Source organism: Paenibacillus ihuae (assembly GCF_001368795.1).
In the GTDB taxonomy this organism is placed as follows: domain Bacteria; phylum Bacillota; class Bacilli; order Paenibacillales; family Paenibacillaceae; genus Paenibacillus_AQ; species Paenibacillus_AQ ihuae.
Genome location: NZ_LN831198.1, coordinates 1,065,637 through 1,081,030 on the forward strand (window position 1 = coordinate 1,065,637; position 15,394 = coordinate 1,081,030).

Here is a 15,394-nt window from a genome sequence, read left to right on the forward strand (position 1 = left end):
AGTGGAGAAAATGGGATTATCGACCTTGAATGTTGATTACTCATCAAAAACGTATCTGGAGAAGCTGGATGCTTACTGGCGTGCAACGAACTATATTTCTGTAGGCCAGCTGTATTTGAAAGACAATCCGCTTTTGAGAGAGCCTCTTAAAGACGCTGACGTCAAAATTAAACCGATCGGGCACTGGGGTACTATTCCCGGCCAGAACTTCATCTATGCCCATTTGAATCGTGTAATTACTAAATATGACTTGAATATGTTCTATGTTGAAGGCCCGGGCCATGGCGGCCAGGTTATGGTTTCCAACTCCTATCTGGATGGCAGCTACACTGAAATCTATCCGGAAATTACCCAGGACATCCCTGGTCTGAAGAAACTGTTCAAACAATTCTCGTTCCCGGGCGGCGTTGCTTCCCATGCTGCACCTGAAACCCCAGGATCGATTCATGAAGGCGGAGAGCTTGGATATTCCTTATCCCACGGCGTTGGCGCTATTCTGGATAATCCGGACCTGATCTCGGCAGTAGTTGTCGGAGACGGCGAAGCGGAAACCGGACCGCTGGCAGCTTCCTGGTTCTCCAACCGCTTCATCAACCCTGTTACCGACGGTGCTGTGTTGCCGATTCTGCACTTGAACGGCTTCAAGATCAGCAACCCGACGATCCTCTCCCGTCAGTCGAGAGAAGAAATTACCGCCTACTTCACAGGCATGGGCTGGGAACCGTTCTTCGTTGAAGGCGAAGATCCTGAACATATGCACCCTGAAATGGCGAAAGCTCTGGATGCCATCGTTGAAAGAATCGCAGCGATCCAGAAAAATGCGCGTGAAAATAATGACCTTACCCGTCCGCTATGGCCGATGCTCGTCTTCCGTTCCCCTAAAGGCTGGACTGGACCGGCGCAGTGGGATGGCGTGCCTAACACAGGTTCGTTCCGTGCCCATCAGGTGCCGATTCCGGTAGACCAGAAGAATATGAAGCATGCACCGGCTCTGCTGGAATGGATGCACAGCTACAGACCGGAAGAATTATTCGATGAGAACGGCCGCCTGAACGCAGAGCTTGCCGAGATCCTTCCAAAAGGCGACAGACGTATGGGAATGAATCCTGTGACTAACGCCGGCCACCTGATCAAAGACTTGAACCTGCCGGACTTTGCCGACTATGCACTGGATAACTCTGTTCCAGGTAAAGTCGTAGCACAGGACATGGCGGTTCTGGGGAAATATCTGAAAGAGGTTGTGCTGCGCAATGAGCCTAACCGCAACTTCCGGATTTTCGGACCGGATGAAACGATGTCCAACCGTCTTGGACCAGTCTTCGAAGTAACCAAACGCCAATGGCTGGATCAGGTTATTGAGCCTAACGATGAATTCCTGGCTTCCTATGGCCGTGTTATAGACTCCCAGCTGTCTGAGCACCAGGCGGAAGGCTTGCTCGAAGGTTATGTTCTGACAGGCCGCCACGGATTCTTCGCAAGCTATGAAGCATTCCTGCGCGTTGTTGATTCGATGATTACCCAGCACTTCAAATGGCTGCGCAAGGCAACCGATCAGGGCTGGCGTGCAGACATCCCTTCATTAAATGTTGTAGCAACATCGACAGTGTTCCAGCAGGATCACAACGGCTACACTCACCAGGATCCGGGTCTCTTAGGCCACCTGGCTGACAAAAAGCCTGAATTTATCCGTGAATACCTGCCGGCCGATGCGAACTCCCTGTTGGCTGTATTCGACACCGTGCTGAACGACCGTCAGAAGATCAACCTGATCGTCTCCTCCAAGCATCCGCGTCCGCAGTGGTTTAGTGCGGCAGAAGCGCAGGAGCTGGTTGATAAAGGACTGAAGATCATTGACTGGGCCAGCACCGATAACGGCGGCGAACCGGATGTTGTCTTTGCTTCCGCAGGTACAGAACCGACCATTGAAGCCCTGGCTGCCATTTCTATCCTCAATGAGAAATTGCCTGAGCTGAAGATCCGTTATATCAACGTAGTCGATCTGCTCAAGCTGAGAAGCCAGAAGCTCGATCCGCGTGGTCTTTCCGACGAAGAGTTTGATCAATTTTTCACAAAAGACAAACCGGTAATCTTCGCATTCCACGGCTATGAAGGGCTTATCAAAGACCTGTTCTTTGACCGCCACAACCATAATCTGCATGTACACGGCTACCGTGAGAACGGCGATATCACGACTCCATTCGATATGCGCGTACTGAATCAGATGGACCGTTTCGACCTGACGAAGGAAGCTGTTCTGAGCCTGCCGCAAGCAGATCAGTACACGGCTATCGCAGCTGAGATGGATGCAATGGTTAAGAAGCATTATGAATTTATCCGCGAAGAGGGTATTGATCTTCCGGAAGTTGAGAACTGGGTCTGGAAAGGCCTGAATAAATAATTCCAAGGCAAGTGCCTGCTCCTGAATGATGGGGCAGGCTTTTTTTGATGTTCTTCGGTCTGAACAGAAGGGTTTTAATGTAACTTTGTGGAAAATAGATGGAATCATCTGAAAGTATCCGTGGAGGGAATGTGCAATTGAGAGAATACAACCAATATAAAAGGCTCAAACAGCTATCAGTCAGCTTGCTTGCTGTCCTTCTGCTGCTGTTACTGGCTGTTCCGGCCCGCGCAGCTGAAGGCAGAACAGATACGGCTCCTTCCGGCACACCGCTGTCTTCACTTGCTGCGGTTATCGATACCTATGTAGCGGGCCGTAAGCAGACGACTGCCGCTGTATCTGTTGCCATTGTTAATGATGGCAGGACTGTTTTCAATCAAGCCTATGGATTCGCGGACATCGAACATGAGACAGCAGCTGATACAGACACAGTGTTTGAATGGGGATCGTGCTCCAAGCTGCTGGTCTGGACCAGTGTGATGCAGCTGGTGGAGCAGGGGAAACTGGATTTGCAGCAGGATATCCGTGAATATCTGCCTGAAGGGTTTTTCAAAAAACTGAAGGTTGATAAGCCGATTACGCTGCTGAACCTGATGCATCATAATGCTGGCTGGCAGGACCGGATCACGGATTTGTTTTATTTTGCAGAGGAGGATGTCCCTGAACTCGGAGAGGCGTTGCGCATCTATGAACCCCGGCAGGTCTATGAACCGGGTAAGGTAGTAGCCTATTCCAATTATGGTGCGGCTCTGGCTGCCTACCTTGTGGAACTGCAGAGCGGCCAGCCATTCTATACATATGTAAATGAGCATATTTTCGACGTGCTGGGGATGGAACATACCGCTATTCATCCGGCCCAGCGGGATAATGCGGCAGTCGATGCCGCGAGAAACAAAATTCAAGGCTATACCACCAAACTTAAGCGGATCAAGAATAGAGGATACATCGGTATTTATCCGGCTGGTAGTGCGACTGGAACCGCTGGGGATGCCGCAAAATTTCTGGCTGCACTGATGCCGGCCGCAGGTAATTATACTCCATTATTCCAAAGCAATACGGTGTTAAAGGAAATGTTGTCAACGAGCCTGAATTATGACGGAACGGATATTCCGAGAATTGCCCATGGTTTCTTTGAGGTGAACCATACGGTCCCTGCTTTGGAGCATGGGGGGGAATACCCTTGGCTTTTCCAGCAAATTTACGATAGATCCGGCTTCCGGGTTCGGAATGGTCGTTATGACCAACCAGTACAATGAATGGGAATACTGCGCAGGCCTTACCGACAAGGTGTTTGGCACCTACAAACCCCAGGCTTCTAGCGTAGAACTTCCGGATCGTTTACAGATAGAGGGTGAATATCAGTCCGCACGGAGAGTGGTTCACGGATTCACCAAATTGCTGGGATATCTCAGTACAATGAAGATTGTTTCGATTAACAGGAATGTTATTGACTTTAATGGCATGCCTTATAGACAGATTGAGCCCTACGTGTTTGTTCCGGTGCGGCAATCGGGCTTTGCCTTTTTTGTACGGGATGATCAAGGAGCAGTCGTGAAGGCTTCTAATCCGTATTTTGATTCCTTTCTGCTTACTGGCCTGGATGCACAAAGAACCGGGATATCTCTGATAGCTGTGGGTCTCGGATTATTATTGATCATGCTTGCCGTGATTAGCGGATTCGTCCGATGGATCATCTCCAGATTCAGGAGAGCAGCTAAGCCGTCATCCGGGATTAGCAAATACTATCTATGGATGAACATTGCCGGACTTGCTTTTATAGTAAATAACATTATCCTTGGGTACCGTACTTTGAACTACACTAACTATTCTGCCATCCGCATTCATCTTATCGGGAACATCGTCTATGTGGTACTTGCTACAGGATATATACTGCTGCTTATGATGAAATTGCGGAGTACAGAAGCGGGTAAAGCAAGCAAAATCATGTACATACTGTCCGGTGTCTCAGCACTGTTATTCAGTGCCGTTATTATCGGCTGGGATTTGTACTATTAAGTACTTAAGTCTGATGATACCCAGCCAGTTGCCAGAACGAATGGTGACTGGCTATTTGTATGTCCGAGGTAGATCCCACGAAATGATATATAAAAAGTACGGTAATACCTTTAATTCTGAGAAAGACGCACTTTTGTGATTATGCTACGATTTGCATGGAGAAAGGGGGCTGTGTTCCTGAACTTGTAAGCGCTTAATTGTTGACCCAAAATGTATAACAGAGGAGTGCAATGCATGAGTAGAATGGTTAAAAAAATTTTCTCCGCCGTATTGGCGGCCAGTCTGCTGCTTCCGTTAGGCAGGATTGCTCCGGTTGCCCGGGCAGCTGAAACGGGCCAGGAAGAGACCCGGACGGTTTATCATGAAACCTTTGCGGGCGGGGCAGGAAAAGCAGTCAACTCAGGAGGGGTAAATCTTGCGGCAGTCACCGGCAAAGTTTTTGACGGCAATGCCGACGGTGCGGCTTTATACGTAAATAACAGAGTGAACAACTGGGATGCGGCGGATTTCAAGTTCAGTGATCTCGGTCTCGAAAACGGGAAAACGTATACTGTAACTGCCATAGTGTATGTTGATGCTAATGTGACTTTACCTGCAGCTGCAAAGGCGTCGCTTCAAACCGTGAACAGCTATGGGAATTATGTAGAAGTGGCTTATGAAGCCGGGAAAGCCGTTACCCTGACTAAGGAATTTACGGTGGACACCACCAAAGACCAAGCCATGCGTATTAATTCCAATGAGGCGGGAGCAGCTGTGCCGTTCTATATTGGAGACATTCTTTTTACCGAGCAGGTAATTACGGATGTTGGAGAAGAGCCGGCAAGAGAACCGGCATTACCGTTCAGCACAATTACCTTTGAAGATCAGACTGCAGGCGGCTTCATAGGCAGAGCTGGAACTGAAACGCTGAGTATCACGAATGAAGACAATCATACCGGAGAGGGCTCCTATGCGCTGAAGGTGGAAGGCAGAACCTCAACCTGGCACGGACCTTCACTGCGTGTAGAGAAATATGTGGATAAGGGCAGTGAATATAAGATTTCAGCGTGGGTGAAGCTGATTGACCCGGCAAGCTCGCAGCTCCAGCTGTCTACGCAGGTTGGCAACGGAAGCAGTGCCAATTATGTGGCGCTTTCCCCTAAGACCATTAATACCGCCGACGGCTGGGTGAAATTTGAGGGAAGCTACCGCTATAATAGTGTGGGCGGCGAATATCTGACGATCTATATTGAAAGTTCCAACAACGCTGCAGCCTCCTTTTATATGGACGACATCAGCTTTGAGCCGACCGGCACTGGCCCTGTTGCCATCCAAAAGGATCTGCTTCCTGTAAAGGCTGCTTATCAGAACGATTTTCTGATCGGCAATGCAATTACCGCGGAGGATCTGGAAGGGGTCCGGCTGGAGCTGCTCAATATGCATCACAACGTCGCTACCGCCGGCAATGCCATGAAACCGGATGCGCTGCAGCCGACAAAGGGGAATTTTACCTTTGACGCCGCGGATGCCATGGTGAACAAGGTTCTGGCTGAAGGGATGCAGATGCACGGGCACGTGCTGGTATGGCATCAGCAGTCACCGGCGTGGATGAATACGGTAACAGATGCCGAAGGGAAAACGACTGCACTGGGGCGGGAGGAGGCGCTCGTCAATTTGCGGACCCATATCCAAACGGTCATGGAGCATTTCGGGGATAAGGTAATTTCCTGGGATGTTGTGAACGAAGCCATGAACGATAATCCGCCAAATCCGACCGATTGGGAGAACGCGCTGCGCCAGTCCCCGTGGTACAACGCCATCGGTTCAGACTATTTGGAGCAGGCGTTCCTGGCCGCACGCGAAGTGCTGGATGAGCACCCAGAATGGGATATCAAGCTGTATTATAATGATTATAACGAAGACAACCAGAACAAGGCGACGGCAATCGCCAGTATGGTTCAAGAGCTTAATGACAAGTATGCCGCCGCTCATCCCGGCAAGAAGTTGATCGACGGCATTGGCATGCAGGGGCACTACGGAATCAATACGAATCCGGCTAATGTGAAGCTGTCTCTGGACAAATTCATCGCCACAGGCGCGGAGATCAGTGTCTCGGAGCTGGACATACAGGCGGGCAGCAGCTACACGCTGACGGATAAGGAAGCAGAGGCGCAAGCCTATCTGTACGCGCAGCTGATGCAGCTGTACACCGAACATAAGGCTGATATTGCACGTATCACGTTCTGGGGAATGGATGATGCGACGAGCTGGCGAGCGGAGAAGAATCCGCTGTTGTTCGACAAGGATTTGCAAGCCAAACCGGCATACTACGGGGTAATCGATCCTGCGAAGTTCATCTCGGAGCATACTCCGGATACAACGGGAGCGAATGTGTCTACGGCAACCTATGGTACGCCAGCCATCGATGGAACGGTCGACAGCATCTGGGATAAAGCGCCAGTGATGGATGTCAACCGTTACCAGATGGCCTGGCAAGGCGCAACAGGTACGGCTAAGACACTGTGGGATGACAAGAACCTGTATGTACTGGTACAGGTGAGCGACGGAGAGTTGGACAAGTCGAGCACGAACCCGTGGGAGCAGGATTCGGTTGAAGTGTTCCTGGATCAGAACAACGGCAAGACAACGTTCTATCAGGACGACGATGGACAGTACCGGATCAATTTCGACAACGAGACCTCCTTCAGTCCTGCGTCTATCGGAGAAGGTGTCGAGACGAAGACTCACGTATCCGGCACTAATTACACGGTAGAAATGAAGATTCCGTTTAAGGCAATCACACCAGCCAATGACAAGAAGATCGGATTCGACGTCCAGATCAATGATGGTAAAGCCGGAGCACGCGAGAGCGTTGCTGCCTGGAACGATACGACGGGCAATGGATATCAGGATACATCCGTGTACGGGATCGTAACCCTGACCGGCAAGCCATCAGACAATTCTGGTGGCGGAGAAACTGGGACTCCGCGCGATCCGGCATTGGCTTTTGATAGATTGACATTTGAAGACGGCAAGACCGGAGCTGTCACTGGCAGAGCCGGTACGGAGCAGTTGACCGTCACGGAAGAAGCCAACCATACTGCTGGCGGGTCTAAGGCGCTGAAGGTAGAGAGAAGAAGCGATACTTGGAACGGCCCGATGGTGCGGATAGAAACCAACGTTGATCAAGGTCAAGAGTACCGATTAACGGCCTGGGTCAAGCTAATCGAACCTGCAAGCACAACGCTACGGCTGTCTACTCAGGTTGGCCAGGGAAGTGGAGCAAACTATAATTCAATCGCTTCCAAGACCGTAAAAGCTGAAGACGGCTGGGTAAAGCTTGAAGGGACGTACCGCTATAACAGTCTGGGGAACGAGTTCCTGACGATGTATGTGGAAGGACCAGACAGTAAGACAGCTTCCTTCTACATCGACGATATCAGCTTCGTCAATACGGGTTCGCTGGTTCCGGAGGTTCAGACAGAACTGACGCCGGTCAAAGAAGCATATCAGGACGAATTCCTCATCGGCAGCGCTGTCTCATCGGCGGATCTGGAGGGCAAGCGTCTAGAACTGCTTAAGTTGCATCACAATGTGGTGACAGCGGAGAATGCGATGAAGCCGGACGGCTTACAGAAAGAGAAGGGCGTATTTACCTTTGAAGCGGCCGATAAGATAGTGAACGGGGCGTTATCCCAAAACCTGCAGGTTCACGGCCATGTACTTGTGTGGCATCAACAGACACCGGAGTGGATGAACTTGGCGAAGGATGACAGTGGAGCAGCGGTTCCATTGTCCCGTGAAGAAGCGCTCTCAAACATGCGGACGCATATCAATACGATTATGGAGCACTTCGGCAACAAGGTCATCTCCTGGGATGTCGTAAATGAAGCAATGAATGATAACCCATCGAATCCGGCGGACTGGCAGAATGCGCTTCGCCAATCGGCTTGGTACAAGTCTATTGGTCCTGATTTCGTAGAGCAGGCGTTCCTGGCCGCACGCGAAGTGCTGGATGAGCACCCGGATTGGGATATCAAGCTGTATTACAATGATTACAATGAAGATAACCAGAACAAGGCGACGGCTATTGCAAGTATGGTTAAAGAGCTTAATGACAAGTATGCCGCAACACATCCTGGCAAAAAGCTGATTGACGGCATCGGCATGCAGGGGCATTACAGCGTCAATACGAATCAGACTAATGTGAAGCTGTCTCTGGAGCGCTTCATAGCAACCGGTGCAGAAGTCAGCGTATCCGAACTGGACGTCGGTGCCGGCAGCAACGGCACGGTGACTGACAAAGAAGCGTTGGCGCAAGGTTATTTCTATGCTCAGCTGATGGAGCTCTACAAGGAGTACAGCGGGAACATTGCGCGGGTTACCTTCTGGGGACTGAATGATGCGAACAGTTGGCGTTCGGAGGACAGCCCGCTGCTGTTCGACAAGGATTTACAAGCCAAACCGGCATATTTCGGGGTAATCGATCCTGTGAAGTTCATGTCGGAGCATACTCCGGATACAACGGGAGCGAATGTGTCTACGGCAACCTATGGTACACCGGTTATTGATGGAACGGCCGACAGCATCTGGGATAAAGCGCCGGAGATGGATGTCAACCGCTACCAGATGGCCTGGCAGGGTGCTCACGGAACGGCCAAAACGCTGTGGGACGATAACTATCTGTATGTACTGGTACAGGTGAGCGACGAAGAGCTGGACAAGTCGAGCACGAACCCATGGGAGCAGGATTCTATAGAGGTTTTCCTGGATCAGAACAACGGCAAAACGACGTTCTACCAAGAGGATGATGGACAGTACCGGGTTAATTTTGACAACGAGACCTCCTTCAGTCCGGCGTCCATCGGAGAAGGTGTCGAGACGAAGACTCACGTATCCGGCACTAATTACACGGTAGAAATGAAGATTCCGTTTAAGGCAATCACACCAGCCAATGACAAGAAGATCGGATTCGACGTCCAGATCATTGATGGCAAGGCTGGCAGCCGTGAGAGTGTTGCCGCTTGGAACGATATTACGGGCAACGGATATCAGGACACCTCCGTGTATGGCGTGCTGACACTCACGGGCAAACCTGATGCTGTGGAACCAACACCAACGCCAACACCGACAGCAACACCGACATCGACAGCAACACCGACACCGACACCGACACCGACACCGACACCAGCAGCGTTACCCGGCGGCAGCGGCAGCGTAACTGCACCGCAGCCAGTAACCGCTGAGAGCAAAGACGGAATCGTTACAATCAAACCGGCGGTGAAGACGGAAGGCGGAGCAGCAAAGGCAGCGGTTTCAGGCGATCATATGAAGAAGGCGCTTGAACAGGCTGTTCCGGCAGCAGACGGTAAAAAACATATCGTAATCGACCTGCCGAAGCAGACAGGCGCAGTCTCCTATGAAGTTCAACTGCCCGCTCAAAATTTAAAAGGGCAGCAAAACCTCATGCTGCTGGTAAAGACAGACCTAGGAACGATGGAGCTTCCAAGCAACATGCTGTCCGGTGTTACAGCAGACACTGAGTATGTATCCATTCGTATAAAGCAAGTCTCCACGGATAATCTTGATGCGGCAGCCCGCAGTGTCATTGGCCAAGGCCCGGTAATTGATCTGAGCCTGACCGCCGGCGGAAAGGCTGTTGCCTGGAACAGCCCGAATGTGCCTGTAAAGATCTCCATTCCTTATACACCGGCAGCGGCACAGCTTGGCAACAAGGGTTCACTTGTGGCAGGTCAGATCGACAGTAAGGGAAGCTTGACAGCGATTCCGAACAGCCGCTATGACGAGGCAAGCGGATCACTTGTTTTCCATACCACGCAATTCGGCACCTATGCGGTAGCCTATAAGCCGGTAAGCTTCTCAGACCTGGGAAATCTGTCATGGGCTCAGGACGCAATCGGCGCTATGGCCGCCCGGGGGATTGCTCAGGGCACCGCTGAGAACAGCTTCTCCCCAGCTTCTTCTGTAAAGCGTGCAGATTTCATCACCCTGCTCATAAGAGCTCTTGAACTGAAGGGTACAGGGCAAGCTGCTGCGGGCTTCACCGATATCCCGGCAGATGCTTATTACAGCAATGAACTGGCTATCGCGCAGCAGCTGGGCATCGTAAACGGCTATGCAGACAACAGCTTCAAGCCGGGCAGCGTGATCAGCCGTCAGGAAATGATGGTGATCGCAGCACGCGCACTGGCCGCAGCTGGCAAAGAAACCTCTGGCAACGGAAGTTTGGATGCTTACGCGGATGCATCAGAGGTATCAGCTTATGCTGCGGACAGCGTATCCTTGTTGGTTAAAGCCGGTGTTGTCACCGGCAAGAACGGCAAGCTGGCACCGGGAGACACAGTCACCCGTGCGGAAGCGGCCGTGATTGTGTACCGGATTTGGGGATTGTAAGTACTATCGAATCGTTCTGTCTTATAAAAATGAAGGCCCATTTAAAAGGGTCTTCATTTTTTTCTTAATACATATCAGAGGCTTATGCAAAATAATGACCCTCCTCTAGGTCGGCGAGCAGTCCGGGCTGCTCCGGCTTCCAGCCCAGCAGCTCCCGTGTTGCCGGGCTTGCCTGGGCAGTGTTGTTGTACAGGCTTGCGAGATCGAGTGCCGCAATAGCGCCAGGAAATCCGAAATGACCGGCGGCTTCTTCAGCTGTTATGCTGACCGCCGGAACGTTTAAATGGCGACCGATGACCCCGGCGATTTCGCGAAGCGGAATACCTTGATCGCCTGCGCCAAGCAGCTGCGAGCCCGCCGGGGCAGATTCCAGTGCCAGTCGGTACAGAACTGCCGCATCTAGGCGGTGCACTGCCGGCCAGCGGTTACTTCCGTCGCCGATGTAGGCGGCGAAGCCCTTCGCCCGGGCGATGTTGATCATCATCGGCACGAAACCACTATCGCCTTCGCCATGCACGGAAGGGGATAGGGAGACGATGGAAAATTCAGGAACTGGCGGACAAGATGGGATTAACGATCCATACGATCCGTTTTTATGAGAAGGAAGGCTTGCTGGATAACCGGCATGTCCGGCGGGAGAGCAACAATTACCGCAACTATTCGGACGAAGCTGTCGAGCGGTTGAAGCTGATCAAGAAGTTCCAGTCCATCGGCTGTTCCCTGGCCGAACTGAAGGAAGCGCTGGAGGACCACGACACCAGTCCGCTCAGCAACATGCAGATCATAGAGTGGATTCACGGCAAGAAACAGGAGATTGAACACAAGAAGGAAGAATACGATCAAATGCTGGCCACCCTGAACTGGATGCTGGAGTACCGGACTCTGCTCATCAACGATCCGCAAAAAGCACAGGAAATGCTAAGGCTTGGCATGCCCGTGTATCAGAGTGAGTAGGTTACGAGCATAAAAAAGACAACCCCCTTCAGGATTACTAATCCGTTAGAATGTTGTCTTAATATCATATTAGGATGGTCGAGACGACAGGATTTGAACCTGCGACCTCTTGCTCCCGAAGCAAGCGCTCTACCAAGCTGAGCCACGTCTCGTAATTACAGGTTAACCCGTTGTTAACCGCAGAATTTCTCTAAACAATCCACATTATACCCCTGTAAGTAAGCGCTGTAAATCATATGGGTCAATCTTATTTAACGGTACCGTCCTATTCGGGGGCGGTACCGTTTCTGTTTGTACAATTGTACCGGATCAAAAGAAAATTGGTATGGTCCATTGGCTTAGAATTGGTAATTTATAAATAAAGTGTATATAAGGTATAATATTCCATACAGCGCTGCAATGCAGTGAAATGAAGGAGGAGCGAGATGAATCAAATCCATACCCGGAAAGATGAGAGCAGCAGAGCGTTTAAGGTTGAATTTTCAGAGGATGTCTTCAACATTGCCCCGGATTTACATGTTGGGCTGATCGCCACATCGCATATTGCAAACTTAGACAAGGATTCTGAAGTGAATGCATTGCTCACTCATATGGAACAGGAAATCATAAACTCAGGGTTGCAAAAAGATACAGTTAGTGAAATTCCAACAATTGCTGCTTGGCGAAAGGTGTACAGTCAATTTGGTGTCAAGCCCGCAAGATACCCTTGCGCTGCAGAATCTCTCATAAGACGTGTAGTTGAACAGGGGGCATTGGCCCGAATCAATACGCTCGTGAATTTATGCAATGCTATATCCTTGAAATGCCGCACACCCATAGCATCCTGTGATATCTCTGATATACAAGAATTTGTTATCAGAAGAGCTGTGGGAAATGAGCAATTCTTGCCGATTGGAAAAGTGGATGAATATGAGTCTCCTTCAGCCGGTGAGATTATTTATGCGGATCATTCATTGAGAGCACACTCCCGGCGTTGGAACTGGCGACAGAGTGATCACATTAAAACAACCACCGAATCCTCACAAATACTGTTTACGATTGAAGCCGTCCATAAAGAAGCTAAAGTGCTTGTAGAGGCAACCACGTTTCTTTTAAATGAATTGCTGCAGCCTTTCACCGGAGCAGGAAGATCTGAATGGGCTTTTGTTCATAAGGATTCTCCTATGCATACCTTTGAATTACATACTGGGGAGGTTTTCACGGATCGTGACAGAACCTATGAGGCAAGTGAAGAAAGGTATTCTTGATTCTGTTCCCATTGTTATAGGATATATCCCGGCATGCATCACCTTCGGCCTTGTAGGCAAAGCCCTCTCCTTAAGCGACCTGGAAGTATTCCTTCTATCCGCTTTGGTCTATGCTGGAGCAAGCCAGTTTATTGCTGCCAAATTGATGGCAGCGGGGACCGCCGCACTTATTATTCTGCTGCTAACACTGATCATAAATTTAAGATACTTTTTTATAAGCATGTCGTTCTCTTCCAGGCTGAACCGGAAATCACGCCCCTTTCACAAGGGACTTGTCGGGTTCGGGCTAACGGAAGAAGTGTATGCGGTAAGCATGATGTCAGACAAAAACCGCAAAGATGCAGGTAATCATTCTCTTCCTTACTTGCTGGGGCTAGAGGTCCCGCCATACGCCGTCACTCTAATCTCAACGTATGCAGGGATCATGCTCGCAGGTTATATTCCCGCTGATTTTCTGCCGGCGCTGAATACTTCCCTTTACGCTTTGCTTATTGCACTTGTCATCCCTCAGATCCGGCGTAACACAAGAAATCTGGCGATTTGCATCTCAGCCGCCGTTTCCTCCTGGTTGTTGCAGCCATTGTTAGGAACTGCAACTGTAGTGGCAGCCATGATCATAGGGGCATGCGTAGGCGGAATATTCCCTGCCAAAGAAGAAGAGATCAGGAGTGAAGTCATGTGACAATATTATTGATCCTGGGACTAGGTATGATTACCTTCTTATTTCGTTATGCACCGTTGATGCTGGTCCGCAAGGCAGATATTGAAGAGCGAAAAAACTGGTTTCTGGAGAATCTTCCCTTGGCCGTACTCAGCGCGTTAATTATTCCCGGGATATTTCAGGTGGATGAAGAGGCCCCGATGGTCGGGATTGCAGCGGGTGTAGTCGCTATTTTTCTCGTGCTAATAAAAAAAGTTCCTTTGTTTGGCGTAATTATTGCTTCTGTTACCGTGGCTGTTATTGTAAAAATTCTGTGATTATTAATAGTGGGAGGAAATACCTTATAGGGGTTGGAGGGGGCTTTACTTGGCATATGAATTGTTAATCACAATAGATAAGACACTGGATACATCCTTGTCCAGACAGGTGTATGAGCAAATCCAACAGGCTATCACTAATGGATGCTTGCAAAGCGGAGATCAGGTTCCCTCAACACGATTGTTGTCTGAGCAGATTCTAGTTTCCCGCAGCGTCGTTCTTCAAGCCTATGAACAGCTGCAAGCGGAAGGTTATCTGGAGATGAGGAAGGGGGCGGGAACATTCATTGCCGCAAATGCAGCGGGTGCAGACACATGCCCCGGCAATGAGGTGAGCGATTATTGTGCAGTGGCAACCAAAGCACCGAATTTCGTATCGGTTGATCCCTCTCCGTCAGCGGTTCCCTATGATTTCCGTCATGGTATTCCAGCTTGGGATGTATTTCCGATGGATCGTTGGCAGCGGGCTTTGACTGAAGCATGCCGGAGGGCTACGCCTGATATGCTTACATACGGCCCGGCAGAAGGCTCCATGGCACTTAGAGAAGAGATCGCCCGTTTGGTGCGTTCAACCCGTTCCATTCCAGCACTGCCAGAGCAAATTGTCATTACAACAGGCGCTACGCAAGCTCTGGATATTCTCGCCAGACTCTGCCTCAGTAAAGGTGATCAGGTGCTGGTTGAAGACCCAACCCATAACGTGCTCAGGGAAATATTCAGCTACTCAGGGGGGGAAGTTATTCCCGTACCTGTAGATCAGGAAGGAATATGTGTTCAGGAGATTGAAGCAAGAGCTCCCAAACTTCTCTATGTAACCCCTTCGCATCAGTTCCCAACGGGTGTGACGATGTCATTTAACCGGAGAATTCAGCTTCTGGAATGGGCAAGAAGATCGGGAGCACTCATTATTGAAGACGATTATGACAGTGAATACCGGTATGTCGGGCAAAAGGTATCTGCACTCGCAGGGCTGGATTCTTGTGGCCGAGTGGTATATGTAGGAAGTTTCAGTAAAATTCTGTTTCCTGCACTGCGCATTGGCTACGCAATTCTTCCACCTTCCTTAATAGAGCCCTTTCTGGCGATAAAATGGATTACGGATCGGATGACCCCTACGCTGGAACAGGAAGCGCTGACAGATTTCATACAGTCAGGACAATACGCAAAACATGTGAGCCAAATGGGCAAACTATATGCCACCCGCAGAGCAAGTCTGGTGGATGCGTTACATCAGGAATTCGGCAACCGGGTCAAGGTTTTTGGAGACGAGGCCGGCTTACACATGTTGGTTGAGCTCGACACAACGGTCGATGAGAGATTGATTGCCGGGAAGGCCCTTCAGTATGGAGCAAAAATATATTCCGCATCTGATTATTTTATTAACTCTGTACCCCTAAAACCTACATTC

10 protein-coding genes and 1 tRNA gene are annotated in these 15,394 nt (G+C 50.2%); 9 read left to right on the forward strand and 2 right to left on the reverse strand.

The genetic code is table 11. The features are described from left to right. The first annotated feature begins 10 nt into the window (after positions 1–10). The 4 genes from AQR02_RS04725 (at position 11) to AQR02_RS31045 (ending at position 10,807) form a co-directional block, all read left to right on the forward strand. Positions 11–2,398: a phosphoketolase family protein gene (locus tag AQR02_RS04725; RefSeq protein ID WP_054941992.1), complete on the forward strand. Its 2,388-nt coding sequence runs from the start codon at positions 11–13 to the stop codon at positions 2,396–2,398. 137 nt (positions 2,399–2,535) lie between these two features. Then, on the forward strand, positions 2,536–3,654 hold the full coding sequence (locus AQR02_RS04730) for a serine hydrolase domain-containing protein (protein WP_054939594.1): 1,119 nt from the start codon (positions 2,536–2,538) through the stop codon (positions 3,652–3,654). After that, the gene (locus tag AQR02_RS04735; RefSeq protein WP_159067694.1) at positions 3,626–4,414 is read left to right on the forward strand and encodes a hypothetical protein; all 789 of its coding nucleotides are present in this window, start codon (positions 3,626–3,628) and stop codon (positions 4,412–4,414) included. Before AQR02_RS04730 ends, AQR02_RS04735 begins: the two co-directional genes overlap by 29 nt. Before the next feature lie 234 nt (positions 4,415–4,648). Continuing rightward, a complete protein-coding gene (locus tag AQR02_RS31045) occupies positions 4,649–10,807 on the forward strand; it encodes an endo-1,4-beta-xylanase (protein ID WP_082451636.1) in 6,159 nt (2,052 codons plus the stop codon). An 82-nt stretch (positions 10,808–10,889) separates the two neighbouring features. Here the strand turns inward: AQR02_RS31045 and AQR02_RS04745 are convergent, their stop codons facing one another. Further along, the gene (locus AQR02_RS04745) at positions 10,890–11,324 is read right to left on the reverse strand and encodes a Rossmann-fold NAD(P)-binding domain-containing protein (protein WP_245237121.1); all 435 of its coding nucleotides are present in this window, start codon (positions 11,322–11,324) and stop codon (positions 10,890–10,892) included. A gap of 47 nt (positions 11,325–11,371) precedes the next feature. Between AQR02_RS04745 and AQR02_RS04750 the strand changes: the two genes are divergently transcribed. Continuing rightward, positions 11,372–11,761, forward strand: a complete 390-nt coding sequence (locus AQR02_RS04750; protein ID WP_054939596.1) for a MerR family transcriptional regulator — start codon at positions 11,372–11,374, stop codon at positions 11,759–11,761. Between the two features lie 75 nt (positions 11,762–11,836). Here AQR02_RS04750 and AQR02_RS04755 read toward each other — a convergent pair. Beyond that, positions 11,837–11,913, reverse strand: a tRNA-Pro gene (locus tag AQR02_RS04755). Positions 11,914–12,186: 273 nt separating this feature from the next. Between AQR02_RS04755 and AQR02_RS04760 the strand changes: the two genes are divergently transcribed. The 4 genes from AQR02_RS04760 to pdxR form a co-directional block, all read left to right on the forward strand. Then, positions 12,187–13,008, forward strand: a complete 822-nt coding sequence (locus tag AQR02_RS04760; protein WP_054939597.1) for a B3/B4 domain-containing protein — start codon at positions 12,187–12,189, stop codon at positions 13,006–13,008. After that, entirely contained in the window at positions 12,968–13,690 is a 723-nt protein-coding gene (locus AQR02_RS04765; RefSeq protein WP_209444124.1) for an AzlC family ABC transporter permease, read from the forward strand. The genes AQR02_RS04760 and AQR02_RS04765 overlap by 41 nt, the downstream gene beginning before the upstream one ends. Then, entirely contained in the window at positions 13,687–13,986 is a 300-nt protein-coding gene (locus AQR02_RS04770; RefSeq protein ID WP_054939599.1) for an AzlD domain-containing protein, read from the forward strand. The genes AQR02_RS04765 and AQR02_RS04770 overlap by 4 nt, the downstream gene beginning before the upstream one ends. A 49-nt stretch (positions 13,987–14,035) precedes the next feature. Then, positions 14,036–15,394 (forward strand): MocR-like pyridoxine biosynthesis transcription factor PdxR (pdxR, locus tag AQR02_RS04775; RefSeq protein WP_082451640.1); only part of this gene is annotated, 1,359 nt, incomplete at its 3' end.